Raw genomic sequence first — 16,786 nt, 5'->3', positions numbered from 1 at the left:
TGGCTGAAGCAGCTCGAGGGCGAGCTGCCGGTGCTGGATCTCCCGGCTGATCAACCCCGCCCGCCGGTGCGAAGCTTCGCGGGTGACAAGGTCTCATTTACGCTTGATCAAAAAGCGGCATCAGGTCTTCACAAGGTGGCACGGGAGAACGGAAGCACACTGTACATGGTGCTCCTTGCGGCCTATACAGCGTTATTGTCACGCTTAAGCGGACAGGAAGATATCATCGTCGGCTCGCCAATTGCCGGCCGTCCGCACAAAGATCTGGAGCCGATACTCGGCATGTTTGTGAACACGCTGGCGCTGCGGGCACGCCCGGAGGGCGGGAAGCCGTTTGTACAGTATTTGCAGGAAGTGCGCGACATTGCATTGGAAGCTTTTGAGTATCAGGATTATCCGTTCGAAGAGCTTGTCGATAAGCTTGAATTGACAAGGGATATGAGCAGAAACCCGCTGTTTGATGCCATGCTAGTTGTCCAAAATAATGATTACGAGCCATTGCAACTGCATGATTTGCAAATGAAGCCGGCACAAGTTTCTCATCTCGTGTCTAAGTTCGATTTAACATTACAAGCATCTGAAGGTGACGGAAACATCCATTTCCTTTTTGAATATTCAACAGCACTGTTTGAGAAAACCACCATTGAACGCTGGGCGTCGCACTTTACAAATATACTTCGCATCATCGGCAAACACCCGGAGGTGACACTCAACCATATCGACGTCCTGACACAAGAAGAGCGGAACCAGCTGCTCAATGAGTTTAACACCGGGCAAGCGAATCAGTACGAAATACAAACAATCAGTCAATTGTTTGAACAGCAAGCTGCACGAACACCAAAAGCGTCTGCACTTGTCAGCGGAGACAAAACACTGACTTATCAAGAGTTGGACGAGTGGTCCAATGGAATCGCACACACATTACGCAGCAGAGGTGTTAAACCGGACACACCAGTAGGCATCATGGTGCATCGTTCGTTTAGTATGGTGGCAGCCATACTTGGTGTGTGGAAAGCCGGAGGCTGTTACGTGCCCATTGATCCTGCATACCCGGCGGAACGGAAACGCTATATCCTATGCGACAGCGGAACGAAACTGCTAATGACAGTAAATGAAGCGGATTGGGGAGAACTTGCTGATTTTGAAGGAGAGGTCTTGACGATAGAGAGCGCGGAGGCATATGACAAATCGCCGCTGCCGCAAGTGTCGTCTGCCCATCATTTGGCTTATATCATTTATACTTCAGGAACGACGGGCCGTCCAAAAGGGGTGATGGTCGAGCATAAAGGGATTGCCAACACGCTTCTGTGGCGGCGAAACGCTTATGCATTCAACGAGACAGATACCATCCTGCAGCTCTTTTCTTTCTCATTTGACGGCTTTTTAACTAGTATGTTCACACCGCTTTTGTCAGGTGCAAAAGCAGTTCTGCTTCATGAAGAGGAAGCAAAGGACATTCTGGCCATTAAGCATCAGCTGTCTCGTCACCGGATTACACATATGATTATTGTGCCTGTTTTATATCGAGCGCTTTTGGACGTAGTGCAGCCGCCAGATGTAAAGACACTTAGAGTCGTCACACTAGCGGGAGAAGCAGCTGACCGCGAATTGATTCACCGCAGCTTGGCCATTTGTCCGCATACCGAACTCGCCAACGAATATGGGCCTACAGAAAACAGCGTGGCGACTACCGTCATGAGACATATGGAAAAGCAGACATATGTAAGCATCGGCCAGCCGATTGACGGGACTCAAGTACTGATATTAAATAGCAGTCATCAGCTTCAGCCAATCGGTGTTGCGGGAGAACTTTGTATAGCTGGAACAGGGCTTGCAAGGGGGTACGTCAATCTTCCGGAACAGACAGAGAGAGCCTTCACAAAGAACCCATTCAAACCCGAAACACGAATGTACCGAACAGGAGACGCCGCTAGATGGATGGCCGACGGAACAATCGAATATCTGGGAAGAATCGATGATCAAGTCAAAATCAGAGGATACCGTGTAGAAACGAAAGAAATTGAATCGGTCATCCGTTGTATAACCGGTGTACAAGACGCCGCAGTAGTTGCTCATGTAACGGCGTCAGGACAAACCGAATTAAGCGCTTATGTTGTGACAAAACCAGAGTTGAGCACAAATACTGTACGCTCAGAATTACAAAACAAGCTGCCGGTGTTTATGCACCCTGCGTTTATTGAAAAACTGGATGCACTTCCATTGTCACCTAACGGTAAGCTGGATCGCAGAGCACTTCCGAAACCCGTATCGAAGAGCGGAGCTGAACGCCCATTCCTCGCGCCAGCCAGCAAGATGGAACAAATACTGGCGGATATATGGACAGAAGTACTGGGGGCAGAAAAAATCGGAACTGCTGATTCGTTCTTTGAACTTGGAGGAGATTCGATCAAAGCGTTACAAGTATCCGCGCGGCTTCATCGGATAGGAAAGCAAATGGCAGTAAAAGATTTGTTTAGCCATCCGACCATTCAAGAACTGGCAGCTTATATCCGTGATTCAGATACAAGTTCCAGCCAAGCTGCGGTTGAGGGAGACGTACAATGGTCGCCTGTTCAAAAATGGTTTCTTTCTCAAGAGATAAAAGAAAGACACCATTTTAATCAGTCCGTTATGCTGCATCGGAGCACTTCTGTACAAGAGGTGGCACTTCGTAAAACGTTAAAAGCAATAACATGTCATCATGATGCGCTGCGGATGGTATTTACACAGAATGAACAAGGAAAGTGGAGTCAATATAATCGGCCGATCAGTCATTCGGACGATGCACTGTATGGCCTTCAGATGATTGATTTATCAGCTCCAGAAGACACTAACGGAAATAGAGCGTATGAGCCAATTATCAAACACCATGTACTTGATATTCAGCAGAAAATGGATTTGAAAAATGGTCCGCTGCTGCAAGCCGGTCTTTTTCACACAATTGACGGTGATTTCTTATTTTTATCTGCTCATCACCTCGTCGTTGACGGTATTTCGTGGCGAGTGCTGCTAGAAGATTTGGCTTTAGGCTATCGTCAAGCTGCAGGCGGGGAAGAGATTCAGCTGCCGCCTAAAACAAGCTCATTTAAAGCGTATACGAAAAAGCTCTCTGACTACGCTGAAAGCCAGCAGCTAATGAAACAGCTCAAGTATTGGCGCGAAACCGAAGAGTATCAAACAAAAGCACTGCCTTTTGATCAAATCGGCGGAACCAGAGAAAACGAGAGAAAACGGTCCACGATTTCGTATACCTTAAACGAGAAAGAGACAGATGCGCTCTTAAAAGACGCCAACAGTGCATATAACACTGATACGCAGGACATGCTGCTGTCTTCTGTCATTCTTGCGCTGAACTCTTGGACCAATCGATCCGCCTTCAAACTATCATTAGAGGGACACGGGCGAGAGGATGTATTAGACGGGATAGATGTGAGCCGTACGGTTGGATGGTTTACCGCCATTTATCCGTTATTGGTTAAACTGAACACAGACTTGCTATATTCAGAAGAAGGCATAGTTCATGTGCTAAAAACAACAAAAGATACACTGAGACGCGTACCGGACAAAGGATTCGGCTACGGTGTCATTAAATATTTGACGCCGCCTGACAAAAAAGACATCAATTTCATAGGCACGCCAGAAATCAGCTTCAATTATTTGGGGCAATTTGAAAGCAGCAGTCCAACTGAAGTATCTGAAGAAGACGCCTTCTCATTCTCTCCGCTTGGTGCCGGGGATGATATCAGCACAACATGGAACCGTGAACAGTTACTGGATATCAGCGCAATCGCTGCAGAAGGGAAAATGACTGTCAATATGACTTATGACACTACGCGTTTTCAGCACAAAACCATCGAACAGCTTAGCGAAACATGCCGTCAATGTTTATTACAACTGATCGAACACTGCCAGAACAAAAGCGAAACAGAAAAGACCATCAGTGATTTTGATGATCAAGAACTAACCGAGGACGCCCTGCAAGAGATTGCTGATATGCTCAGTTTTCACTAATGAATCCGTGAAGAAAGGTGCAGACATTATGAATAACATCAAAAAAATCAAGAACATTTATCCTCTGAGTCACATGCAGGAGGGAATGCTCTTTCATTCCTTCCTCCGTAAAGAGGAGGGGGCATACGTTGAACAGTCACTTTTCACCATTAAAGGAAGCCTCAGCTATGAATGGTTTCAGCGCAGCATTCAAACCATCATCGACCGCCATGATATTTTCAGAACCGTCTTTTTGCCGCACGTCCCGCATTTGTCGGGACCTCGGCAAGTAGTGATGACTGAACGCGAATTTCATTTGTGCAGTGAAGACATTTCCCATCTGCCAACAAACGACCAGAATGAGTATATTGAATGCTTTAAGGAAAGAGACAAACAAAAAGGCTTTGATTTGCAAAAAGACATGCTGATGCGAATTTCTCTATTCAAAACAGCTGAAGAGGAGCATGTCTGTGTCTGGAGCCATCATCACATTTTAATGGACGGCTGGTGCCTTGGCATCGTACTTCAGGAATTTATGCAGATTTATCAATCTATCTGTACAGGTAAAACACTTTCTTTAGCCCCTGTCCGTCCGTACAGCACCTATATTTCCTGGCTGACAAACCGTGACAAAGCAAAAGCGGCGGAGTACTGGGATGCCTATTTAAAAAACTATAGCACTCCATCACCGCTGCCTCGTGTGTCTGATAAAGAAACAAAAGAAGGGTATCTCCGTGAAGATTTGGTATTTTCATTAAGTAAGTCACTGACTGACAAGCTGAAAGAGACTGCCAAACAACACGGCGTCACCCTCGCTACCCTAATTCAGGCCGTCTGGGGCGTTATGCTCCAGCAATATAACCGCACCGACGACGTTGTATTTGGTGCGGTTGTATCAGGCAGACCGTCAGAAATTCCGGGCGTGGAGCAAATGATAGGGTTGTTTATCAATACCATTCCGGTTCGCATTAAAACACAGCAAGACGAAACGTTCCAAGAACTGCTCAGACGATGCCAGAAAGAAACGCTGGAAGCTGAGCCGTTTACCTGTCAGCCTCTATTTGATATTCAGGCAAACACAACATTAAAACAGGAACTGATTGATCACATTTTCGTCTTTGAAAACTATCCGTTACAGCAGAAAATCGCCGATTCCGCTGATCATACCGATTCACCGCTGCAAATCGATCAAGTTCAAGTATCCGAGCAATCAGGATATCACTTTAATCTTGTCGTTGCTCCCGGCGAAGAACTTGTCATCAAATTCAGCTATAATGCGTTCGTTTACGATGCAGCCTGGATCAGCTGTATCAAGAGACAATTTACGCAAGCGCTGAGCACAGCGGCCCATCACCCTGATACGCCAATTGCTGATTTTTCTTTTCTTGATGCAACAGAAAAAGAGCAGATTGTCACACAGTTCAACAATACAAAAACAGAGTATCCGAAGAATCATACAATTATCGATTTATTTCGAGAACAAGCAGAAAAAACACCAGACCATACCGCACTTGTATATGGGAATATGTCTTTTTCGTATGAAGAGCTTGATAAACGCTCTAATTCACTCGCCAGAGCGTTATATCAAAAAGGGTTTCGGAAAAACGAGACAGCCGGAATATTGGCTGCTCATTCTCCCGAATTCATCATCAGTGTGCTTGCCGTTTTAAAAGCAGGGGGAGCATACCTCCCGCTTGATGCTGAGCTCCCTCCTGAACGAGCCAGCTTTATGCTTGAGGAAACGCAAGCAAAAATGCTGATTGTTCAAAAGGGGCTGGAGCAAACAACTGCATTCTCAGGAACAAGTATCATTTCAGATGCGCAGGGATTGATGGAAGAGAACGATATCCCTATCAACATCAGTTCCAGCCCGGATGATCTTGCGTACATCATGTATACCTCAGGATCAACAGGCCGGCCGAAAGGCGTCATGATCACCAATCGCAATGTCGTGTCCCTTGTCAAAAACAGCAATTACACGTCTGCGTCCGTTGATGACCGATTTATTCTAACTGGATCTATCAGCTTTGACGCCGTCACCTTTGAAATGTTCGGGGCGCTATTAAATGGTGCAAGCCTTCATATCATTGATCAATCGACACTGCTGTCACCTGATCGGTTTGGGACGTATTTGATTGAAAATGACATCACCGTGCTATTTTTAACGACAGCTCTTTTTAATCAGCTGGCACAGGTACGAGCAGACATGTTCAGCGGGCTCCACACATTATATGTCGGAGGCGAAGCACTCTCTCCCGCCCTGATGAATGCTGTCAGACACGCCTGTCCTGATCTTGCGCTTCATAACATTTACGGACCTACGGAAAACACGACATTTTCAACCTTTTTCAAGATGAAAAGAGACTATGCAGGGCCGATTCCAATCGGGAAACCAATCAGCAATAGCACCGCTTATATCTTAGATGCAAAAGGGAAACTTTTGCCAATAGGCGTTCCCGGCGAGCTTTGTGTAGGCGGCGATGGAGTCGCAAAAGGCTATTTGAACAGAGAAGATCTGACAAATGCTGTTTTTTCTCCACATCCTTTCTTGCCTGGAGAAAGAATATACCGTACCGGTGATCTGGCGCGCTGGCTGCCCGATGGAAACTTAGAATACATCAGCAGGATTGACAGGCAGATGAAAATCCGCGGAAAACGAATTGAGCCCGCCGAAATTGAAGCGCGCCTGTTAGAAATGGAAGGTGTGCAGGAAGCGGCAGTGACAATGAGAGAAATTGACGGAGAGGGACAGCTGTACGCTCATTACGTCGGCGATGACAAACGAACAGAAAAGGAGATACGTGCCGATTTGGCGCGTGTGCTCCCAGACTATATGATCCCGCAGCACTGGGTGCGTGTGGACCGGATGCCGCTTACCGGAAACGGAAAAATAGACCGCAGCGCTCTTCCTATACCAGAAAATAAGCCTGACAAACGGAAGGACATCACACTGCCAAGAAACTTGGTTGAGGAAGAATTGGCGAACATTTGGAAGCATGTTCTCGGTGTCAACACAATCAGTATTGATGATGACTTCTTTACACTTGGCGGACATTCACTAAAAGCACTGCAGGTCATACACACCCTGAAGCACCAGCAGCAAATTGATATACCGATTGATTTGTTATTCGAACATCCGACAATCGCTCAGCTTGCCGAAACACTTTACTCTAAACAGCTGACAGAAGCAAATGAACAGCATGTGATCAAACTGAACCAGCACGGCGCGCAAAACCTGTTCTGCTTCCCGCCGATATCAGGATTTGGCATTTATTTCAAAAACCTTGCTTTATTGCTGAATGACAAGGCATCTGTCTACGGATTTCACTTTATAGAACACGACACCCGCATTGAGCAATATGTTAATTGCATCACGGACATACAGCCTGAAGGCCCATACGTTTTATTAGGCTACTCCGCAGGCGGAAACCTGGCTTTTGAAGTGGCACAGGCTTTGGAGCGCAAAGGATTGGAAGTCAGCGACTTCATTATCGTGGACGCTTATCTCAAAAAACAGTCTTTGCCTATCGATACCGGAAATGACGAATCTGCAGCATATCTGCCTGAAGCGGTCAGAGAAAAGGTGATCAAGAAAAAGAGAAACTATCAGGCATATTGGGCACAATTGCTGAATGAAGGGCGCATCAAAGCAAACATTCATTTCATTGAAGCTGGAATTCAAACCGAAACCAGCGGGCATACAGGCTTGACGAAATGGGAGGGAGCCTGTGGAACCTACAGTGAGTACACGGGCTTTGGCGCTCATAAAGACATGCTGGAAGGAACATATGCTGAAAAGAATGCTGACATCATCCTCGACATAATAGACAAGATCACTTTAAATAACGCGATACTGCAAAAACGATAAGCGAATTAGCGGACAGAGGCATGCATTCTCTGTCCGTCTTTCTGTTTGTATCAAGAATGGATAAAGGACACTAGGGAATGATAACATCATCCTTTTTCTTGGAGGCTTCCCATGGATCACCTATCTTTTCTTACATTTATCATGCTGATTCTAGCCAGTTACAGGCTGACACATTTGATTGTATTCGACAAAATCACAGAATTTATCCGAAAACCTTTTATGAAAAAGAAAAGGATTGTAGATCAAAACGGGCATGTAGACGAAAAAAGCGTGCCGGCTTCTAATTTTGGATACATGCTCAATTGCTACTGGTGTGCCGGTGTTTGGTGTGCCATCTTGATCGGACTTGGCTATCTTTTTTTGCCTCGTATTGCTATACCGCTGATCTTTATTTTAGCCATCGCCGGGGCACAAGCGATCCTTGAAACGGCTGTCGGTGTCGGCGTAAAACTCATTGATGTGTTAAAAAGCCTGCAAACCATGATGAATGATAAAAAGTCCTAAAAGCGGCTCACAACATGCTTTAGGACTTTTTTCGTTTATTTAGTGAGATAGACATAAATCCTGATTTCTTCATTCTGTTAATCACCCTTTTATAGCCCGAGAATACCGTAATAGCGAATAGTGAAAGTGATGTAATGGGGGAGAAGAAACAGAATGAAGGTTTGCCAAAAGTCGATTGTCCGTTTAATTGTCAGCTTGATCGTCGGAACGTTTGTCATCTCCGTTCCGTTTATGGCCAATGCACAGTCTGACAGGGAGCTGAGAGCCGTATGGATAGCTTCCGTATTGAACATTGATTGGCCGTCAAAAAAAGGGTTATCGGTTGAAAAGCAAAAGCAGGAGTATAGCAAACTGCTGGATGATGTGCAAAAAATGGGAATGAATACCGTTATTGTTCAGATTAAACCGACGGCTGATGCCTTTTATCCATCCGCTTACGGACCTTGGTCTGAATACTTAACAGGTGTCCAAGGGAAAGACCCGGGCTATGATCCGCTTGCATTTATGATTGAGGAAACCCACAAACGAAATTTGGAATTTCACGCGTGGTTTAATCCTTACCGTATTACGATGAATCATACAGATCTTAATAAATTGTCTGAAGATCACCCGGCAAGAAAACATCCAGACTGGGTTGCCGCCTACGGAAACCAGCTGTATTATCATCCGGGCATTCCAGAAGCGAGAGATTTTATCGTTAAAGGAATTGAAGAAGTCGTAAAACATTATGATATCGATGCCGTTCATATGGATGATTATTTTTATCCTTATAAAATAGCGGGAAAGGAATTTCCTGATCAAGCACAGTATGAACAATACGGAAAACACGCTTTTTCGAATATTGATGACTGGCGGCGGGACAATGTGAACCAGCTTGTCAAACAAATCAACCAAACAATTAAAGCTGCAAAACCGTATGTCAAATTCGGCATCAGTCCCTTTGGCGTATGGAGAAACGCCGCAGATGACCCGACCGGATCGAATACAATAGCAGGCGTCAGAAATTATGACGACCTATATGCAGACACAAGACATTGGATCCAAGAAGGTGACATCGATTATATCGCTCCGCAAATTTATTGGAGTATCGGCTTTAACGCAGCGGCTTACGACGTGCTGGCTGATTGGTGGAGCAATGAAGTTAAAAATAGGCCTGTTCACTTATATATTGGCCAGGCAGCATATAAAATCAATAACAATTTTGATCCACCTTGGTCCGACCCCGAGGAATATGTGCGGCAAATCACGTTGAACCGTCAGCATGAGCTGGTGAAAGGAAGCATGCATTTCAGCCTCAAGGACCTCAACAAAAATCCGCTTGGCATCAAAGACAGGCTCATCACTGATCTTTACAGCAAGCCGGCATTGGTTCCGCAAATGCCTTGGCTTGACAGTACCGCTCCAAAAAAACCGAAGCTTACAAAAGTCATCGAAAACAAAAACGGCAACCTTCTGCAGATTAAAGACCATCCATCAAATCAAAAAACGAAAGAAACAGCCTATTACGCAATATACAGAGCCGAAGGGAAAAAGCAGAAAACATTGCTGGCAACGCAAAGAAAAACACATGAGCAGCAAACCTTCTTAGATAACACGGCAGATCCTAACAAGAAATATACGTATTATGTCACTTCAGCAGACCGGCTTCATAACGAAAGCAAGGCTTCCAAACGAACAACAAAATAAGAAATGAGACGGACGGCTTTCCAAGTCGTCTTTTTTAAAAAAATGATGTTGAAAACAGGAAATGATGATAAGCCGCTGAATTTTTATAGAAACAAAAAAAGCAAGGGAGAGACTCGCATGAATGTGGAAGCGGTGTTTGGACATTTTCCAGTATTGGAATCTGAGAACCTAGTACTAAGTAAAATCGAAGAGATCCATGTACAGGACGTGTTTTTGATCTATGATAATGAAAAAGGATTCAATTACTGCGGAATCATCCCGAAACATAACATAAAAACAGTACATAACATGATTACCCAAACTCGACCGATCACAGTACGCGGTGATCAAGCTCGGTATATGGGGGTCAGCGGTCGGTTTATTGATTGATACGATTTCCCTTTGGAATCGTCCCCTTATCTTCCCGGCTCTATCAAAGGGCCAAGTCATTGCGTTTGCGATATGGATGGTATGCGCCTACGGCATGTATTTGCTCATTCCGCTGATATTATCACATAAAAAATGATTCAGTTTTAATTTTCAGACTTTTCTTGTCAGGGAATGATTATAGAACTCGCCTAATAAAATGTTACAAAGATGTGAAGGAGGAAACGACGTGAATTTTGAGCTGACAAAAGAACAACAAATGGTGCGTGAAATGGTAAAAGATTTTGCGAAAAAAGAAATTGCTCCTCACGCTGAACATGTAGATCAAACGGGCGAGTTCCCGATCCAAACATTTAAAAAAATGGGTGAACTTGGGCTGATGGGTATTCCATTTCCAGAAGAGTACGGTGGATCTGGCGGTGATACGATTTCATATGCCTTAGCGGTTGAAGAAGTCGGCAAAGCTTGCGGCAGTACTGGATTAAGCTACGCTGCAGCGGTCTCATTAGGCGCCAGCCCTCTCTATTACTTTGGAACAGAAGAACAAAAACGGACGCATTTGACGCCGCTGGCTTCGGGCACAGCACTCGGATCATTCGGCCTGACGGAACCAAATGCCGGCTCAGATGCGGGGGGCACTCAAACAAAAGCGATTTCAAATGGTGACGAGTATGTAATCAACGGCGAAAAGTGCTGGATTACAAATGCAAGCTACGCACGGACAGTTATTGTGACCGCGGTAACAGGCAAAACCAAAGACGGAAAAAACATCATCTCCGCATTGATTGTGCCAACTGACACACCAGGACTCACGATTACGAGCCCGTACGATAAAATGGGCGTCCGTGGTTCGAATACAGCAGAAATTTTGCTTGAGGATGTAAGAGTGCCTGCGGGCAACTTACTCGGCGATCCAACAAAAGGATTTAAACAATTTCTATATACGCTGGACGGCGGGCGAATCTCCATTGCTGCTCTTGCGGTTGGCATTGCCCAGGCGGCACTTGACGCATCATTGGCATATGCGAAAGAACGGAAGCAATTTGGACAGCCGATTTCTTCCTTCCAAGCGATTCAATTTAAGCTTGCTGACATGGCGATGGAAATTGATCTGGCACGGCAAATGGTGTTAAAAGCAGCCTGGCTGAAAGACCATAACCGCCCGTTCACAAAAGAAGCGGCGTACGCCAAGCTGTTCGCATCTGAAATGGCGACTAGAGCTTGCAATCAAGCCATTCAAATCCATGGAGGTTCAGGATATATGAAAGAGTACGGGGTGGAACGGATGCTGCGGGATGCAAAATTAATGGAAATCGGTGAAGGCACATCTGAAATTCAGCGCCTCGTAATCGCCAGACAGCTTTTAAAATGAAAATGTAAACGCTTTCTCACTATTAAGAAAGGAGGAACAATCAATGGCTGAACTCATCCATTCCACAATCGGCAGGCTGCTGGAACAAACAGCTGAAGCGCATCCTGATCGAGACGCTGTTGTGTATCCAGACCGGAATATCCGCTATACGTACGCCCAATTTGACAGTCTGTGCCGCCAAACCGCTAAAGGTCTCATGCGGATGGGGATTGGAAAAGGAGATCACGTCGCCATATGGGCTTCTAATATCCCTGAATGGCTTGCCGTCCAGTTCGCAACTGCGAAGATTGGAGCCGTGCTCGTAACCGTCAATACCAATTATCAAGCACACGAGCTTGATTACTTGTTAAAGCAATCGGATGCCGCAGCGCTTATCATCATGGATTCATACAGGGGCACTTCTTATCCAGACATTGTGAACAGTTTGATACCAGAACTGCAAGAAGCAAAGCCCGGCCAACTGAAATCAGAACGCTATCCCTTTTTAAAAACACTGATCTATATTGGCAATAAACGATTGCCTGGCTTGTATCATTGGGACGATATAGAGAGATTGGCGAAAACAGTGACAGATGCTGAGCTGGAAGCAAGAATGAACAGCCTGGATAAAGACGATGTGATTAACATGCAATACACATCAGGAACAACAGGGTTTCCAAAAGGCGTGATGCTGACCCATTTTAATGTCATCAATAACGCTGCCAATATCGCTGAATGTATGGCTTTATCCGCTCAAGACCGCATGTGCATCCCGGTTCCGTTTTTTCACTGCTTCGGATGCGTGCTCGGGGTTTTGGCATGTGTGTCCGTCGGGGCAGCCATGATACCTGTTCCAGAATTTGATCCCGTTACCGTCCTTAAAACGGTAGAAAAAGAGAAATGCACAGCGCTGCATGGTGTGCCTACCATGTTTATCGCCGAGCTGCATCATCCGGATTTTGATGCATATGATCTATCAACGCTCCGAACAGGCATCATGGCCGGCTCTCCCTGTCCAAGTGAAGTAATGAAAGCTGTGATTGAAAGGATGGGCATGAAAGACATTACAATCGCCTATGGACAAACAGAAGCCTCGCCGGTCATTACGCAAACGAGGGCAAATGATTCCTTCATAAGAAGAGTCGAAACAACCGGCCGAGCCCTGCCGCATACTGAAGTGAAAATTGTAGAGCCCGGAACATGCCAAGAAGTTCAAAGAGGCGTGCAGGGAGAGCTATGCACCCGCGGCTATCACGTCATGAAAGGCTATTATAAAGACAAAGAAGCGACCAGAAAAGCAATCAATCATGACGGATGGCTATTTACAGGAGATCTTGCTGTCATGGATGAAGACGGGTACTGCCGTATCACCGGAAGATTAAAAGATATGCTCATCAGAGGCGGCGAGAACATTTACCCGCGGGAAATTGAAGAATTTTTATACCGGCATCCCGCTGTTTTAGACGTACAGGTCGTTGGTGTGCCTGACGCCAAATTCGGGGAGGAGGCTGCAGCCTGGATTAAACTAAAAGACGGTAAAAGCGTTTCATCTGATGAGCTTAAAGCCTATTGCAAAGGAAAAATCGCCCGCCACAAAATTCCGCGTTATGTGATTTTTACAGACGACTATCCGATGACGGCTTCAGGTAAAATTCAAAAATATAAACTGCGAGAAAAAACCATTGAAATGTTCAACTTATCATCAACTCAATGAGGTGAAATCATGTTTACTAAAGTACTGATCGCCAACCGCGGAGAAATTGCAATGAGAATTATCCGAACGTGCAGCCGTCTAGGCATCAAAACAGTCGCGGTTTATTCAGAAGCAGACAAGGAAGCGCCCCATACAAAAACCGCAACAGAGGCTTATGTGATCGGGGAATCAAGAGTCAGTGAAAGTTATTTAAATATAGAGAGAATCATAGAGACAGCAAAAAAAGCAAATGCCGACGCGATCCACCCGGGATATGGATTGTTATCAGAAAACAGCCGATTTGCTGAACGCTGCAAGCAAGAAAACATCGTGTTTATCGGACCTTCACCCGATATCATCGCAAAGATGGGCAGCAAAATTGAAGCGCGCAAAGCAATGGAGGCTGCGGGTATCCCTGTGGTGCCCGGCGTTTCAGAACCCCTCGAAGACATAGAGGCAGCCTGCCGCACTGCTAGTCAAATCGGATATCCTGTCATGCTGAAAGCTTCAGCGGGCGGAGGCGGCATCGGAATGCAGCTTGTTGAAAATGAAGAAGCATTAAAAAAAGCGTACGAGGGGAACAAAAAGCGCGCGGCAGATTTTTTCGGTGACGGGTCAATGTATATAGAAAAAGTCATTGAACATGCACGCCATATCGAAGTTCAGCTTTTAGCCGATCAACACGGCCATACAGTACATCTGTTTGAACGCGATTGCTCAGTTCAGAGGCGCCACCAAAAAGTCATTGAAGAAGCGCCGTCTCCATTTGTAGACGATGAACTGAGAATGAAGATTGGGCAAACGGCAGTAATAGCAGCAAAGGCAATCGGCTATACGAACGCAGGCACCATCGAATTTATAGTTGACCAAAAGCAAAATTTTTACTTCCTCGAAATGAATACGAGACTGCAAGTTGAACACCCCGTGACTGAAGAAATAACAGGCCTGGACTTAGTTGAGCAGCAGCTGCGAATTGCTGCGGGCCATACACTCACATTCTCTCAAAAAGACATCAAACGAAACGGGCATGCGATAGAGGTGAGAATATACGCGGAAGACCCCAAGACCTTCTACCCGTCACCAGGCACGATCACTGCGTTCTCACTCCCTGACCATAAAGGGGTCAGACACGAATGTGCGGTAGCAAAAGACAGCATTGTTACCCCTTTTTATGACCCGATGATCGCTAAGATGATCGTCAAAGGCCAGTCCAGAACAGAAGCAATTGAAAAACTGGAGACAGCGCTTCGCGACTACCATGTAGAAGGAATCAAAACAAATCTTCCGCTTCTCATACAGGCTGCGGCATCAAAGGCATTTAAAGAAGGGGATGTTACGACTGACTTTTTGAAACAACACCTATAAAGGAGGCAGTTGTTATGACAGTTAGCATACAAATGGCAGGAAACCTGTGGAAAGTCCACGTCAAAGCCGGCGACAAAATTGAAAAAGGCCAGGAGGTTGCCATTTTGGAATCGATGAAAATGGAAATCCCGATCGTTGCCGATCGAAGCGGAGTCGTAAAAGAAGTCAAAAAAAATGAAGGCGACTTTGTAAATGAAGGCGACGTACTGCTCGAACTAAGCGATTCCACTCAATAATTTGGAGGAAGACCATGTCATATCCTAAAAAAGTGACAATCAAAGAAGTCGGCCCGCGTGACGGCTTACAAAACGAGTCCGCATGGATCGAAACAAAGGATAAAATAACCTGGATCAACCAGCTTTCCCGGACAGGGCTTTCGTATATTGAAATCACATCCTTCGTTCATCCGAAATGGATTCCGGCGCTTCGAGATGCTATTGATGTGGCAAAAGGCATCAACCGTGAAAAAGGGGTGACGTACGCGGCACTTGTCCCGAATCAAAAAGGACTGGAGAATGCGCTTGAAGGAGGCATTAACGAAGCTTGCGTTTTTATGTCCGCCAGCGAAACGCACAACAGAAAAAACATCAATAAATCCACTTCTGATACTCTTCGTGTACTCAAACAAGTAAACAATGACGCAAAAAAAGCAAACCTCACAACAAGAGCCTACCTCTCGACTGTTTTCGGCTGTCCGTACGAAAAAGTTGTCCCCGTTGAACAAGTCATTCGCCTTTCAGAAGCTCTATTTGAATTTGGGATTTCTGAACTGTCACTTGGAGATACGATTGGAGCGGCTAATCCCGCCCAGGTTGAAACTGTACTTGAAGCTCTATTGGCACGATTCCCCGCGAAACAAATCGCCCTGCATTTTCATGATACGAGAGGAACGGCGCTCGCCAACATGGTCACAGCGCTCCAAATGGGCATCACGGTATTCGACGGTTCGGCAGGCGGGCTTGGCGGATGTCCATATGCGCCAGGTTCATCAGGAAACGCCGCAACTGAGGATATCGTGTACATGCTTGAACAGATGGGCATCAAAACAAATGTAAAGCTCGAAAAACTGCTATCTGCGGCCAAATGGATTGAAGAAAAAATGGGCAAACAGCTGCCGAGCCGAAATTTACAAGTATTTAAATCATCTTGATAAAAGAGAGGACGCATACAATGGGAGAATCTATTCTTTTCACTGTGAAAAAAGAACATATTGCGTTGATCACCTTAAACAGGCCTCAAGCGGCAAATGCTCTTTCAGCAGAAATGCTTAGAAACCTGCAATCGATTCTTCAGGAAATTGAATTCAACTCAAACATTCGCTGCGTCATCCTCACAGGTGCCGGCGAAAAAGCGTTCTGTGCGGGGGCAGACCTGAAAGAACGAATAAAACTAAAAGAAGATCAGGTTCTGGAAAGTGTATCTCTCATTCAAAGAACAGCGGCTTTCCTTGAAGCCTTGCCGCAGCCAGTCATAGCCGCGATAAACGGCAGCGCATTAGGAGGCGGGCTAGAATTGGCATTGGCATGCGATCTTCGAATTGCATCTGAATCAGCTGTGCTGGGACTCCCGGAAACAGGGTTAGCTATTATCCCAGGCGCTGGAGGGACCCAAAGACTGCCCCGGCTGATTGGCAGAGGAAAAGCCAAAGAATTAATTTATACCGGCAGACGCGTAACCGCTCATGAAGCAAAAGAAATAGGCCTTGTAGAGCATGTCACGGCTCCTTGTGACCTTATGCCAAAAGCAGAGGAACTGGCTGCTGCCATTTCTGCCAACGGGCCGATCGCTGTCCGTCAAGCTAAATTCGCGATCAATAAAGGATTGGAGACAGATCTCGCTACAGGTCTTGCGATTGAACAAAAGGCGTATGAACATACCATTCCTTCAAAAGACAGGAGAGAAGGACTTCAGGCGTTTCAAGAAAAAAGACGGGCCGTATATAAGGGAATATAAAAGGGAGGCA

General features: G+C 45.7%; 10 protein-coding genes and 2 pseudogenes. All 12 read left to right on the top strand.

From position 1 onward, the window contains the following. The coding region (locus tag C1T29_RS11505; RefSeq protein ID WP_208945700.1) for a non-ribosomal peptide synthetase at positions 1-4,011 on the top strand (4,011 nt) is incomplete at its 5' end. Positions 4,012-4,018: 7 nt separating this feature from the next. Continuing rightward, a complete protein-coding gene (locus tag C1T29_RS11500) occupies positions 4,019-7,858 on the top strand; it encodes a non-ribosomal peptide synthetase (protein ID WP_103748721.1) in 3,840 nt (1,279 codons plus the stop codon). Positions 7,859-7,969: 111 nt separating this feature from the next. Continuing rightward, positions 7,970-8,362 carry a DUF1360 domain-containing protein gene (locus C1T29_RS11495; protein WP_014476970.1) on the top strand — a complete coding sequence of 131 codons (393 nt, stop codon included), beginning with the start codon at positions 7,970-7,972 and terminating at the stop codon, positions 8,360-8,362. A 153-nt stretch (positions 8,363-8,515) separates the two neighbouring features. Beyond that, positions 8,516-10,048, top strand: coding sequence for a glycoside hydrolase family 10-like protein (locus C1T29_RS11490; RefSeq protein ID WP_103748722.1), 1,533 nt, complete (start codon positions 8,516-8,518; stop codon positions 10,046-10,048). Positions 10,049-10,165: 117 nt separating this feature from the next. Next, positions 10,166-10,342: pseudogene (locus C1T29_RS11485) on the top strand (alanine acetyltransferase); the annotation flags it as partial. A 4-nt stretch (positions 10,343-10,346) separates the two neighbouring features. Next, positions 10,347-10,553 (top strand): annotated as a pseudogene (locus tag C1T29_RS11480) (hypothetical protein); the annotation flags it as partial. 90 nt (positions 10,554-10,643) lie between these two features. Continuing rightward, positions 10,644-11,786: an acyl-CoA dehydrogenase gene (locus C1T29_RS11475; protein ID WP_040083013.1), complete on the top strand. Its 1,143-nt coding sequence runs from the start codon at positions 10,644-10,646 to the stop codon at positions 11,784-11,786. Positions 11,787-11,829: 43 nt separating this feature from the next. Then, on the top strand, positions 11,830-13,479 hold the full coding sequence (locus C1T29_RS11470; protein ID WP_103748724.1) for an AMP-binding protein: 1,650 nt from the start codon (positions 11,830-11,832) through the stop codon (positions 13,477-13,479). 9 nt (positions 13,480-13,488) lie between these two features. Continuing rightward, positions 13,489-14,823 carry an acetyl-CoA carboxylase biotin carboxylase subunit gene (locus tag C1T29_RS11465; RefSeq protein WP_103748725.1) on the top strand — a complete coding sequence of 445 codons (1,335 nt, stop codon included), beginning with the start codon at positions 13,489-13,491 and terminating at the stop codon, positions 14,821-14,823. A 14-nt stretch (positions 14,824-14,837) separates the two neighbouring features. After that, a complete protein-coding gene (locus tag C1T29_RS11460; protein ID WP_014664155.1) occupies positions 14,838-15,059 on the top strand; it encodes an acetyl-CoA carboxylase biotin carboxyl carrier protein subunit in 222 nt (73 codons plus the stop codon). A 14-nt stretch (positions 15,060-15,073) separates the two neighbouring features. Beyond that, on the top strand, positions 15,074-15,973 hold the full coding sequence (ldeG, locus tag C1T29_RS11455; protein ID WP_103748726.1) for a hydroxymethylglutaryl-CoA lyase: 900 nt from the start codon (positions 15,074-15,076) through the stop codon (positions 15,971-15,973). A 20-nt stretch (positions 15,974-15,993) separates the two neighbouring features. Beyond that, positions 15,994-16,776, top strand: coding sequence for an enoyl-CoA hydratase (locus tag C1T29_RS11450; RefSeq protein WP_103748727.1), 783 nt, complete (start codon positions 15,994-15,996; stop codon positions 16,774-16,776). The last annotated feature ends 10 nt before the right edge of the window (positions 16,777-16,786 follow it).

The sequence above is a fragment of the Bacillus sp. MBGLi79 genome, assembly GCF_002953915.1.
The sequence above is the reverse complement of the archived record's forward strand: the minus strand, read 5'-3'. Positions and strand labels throughout refer to the sequence as shown.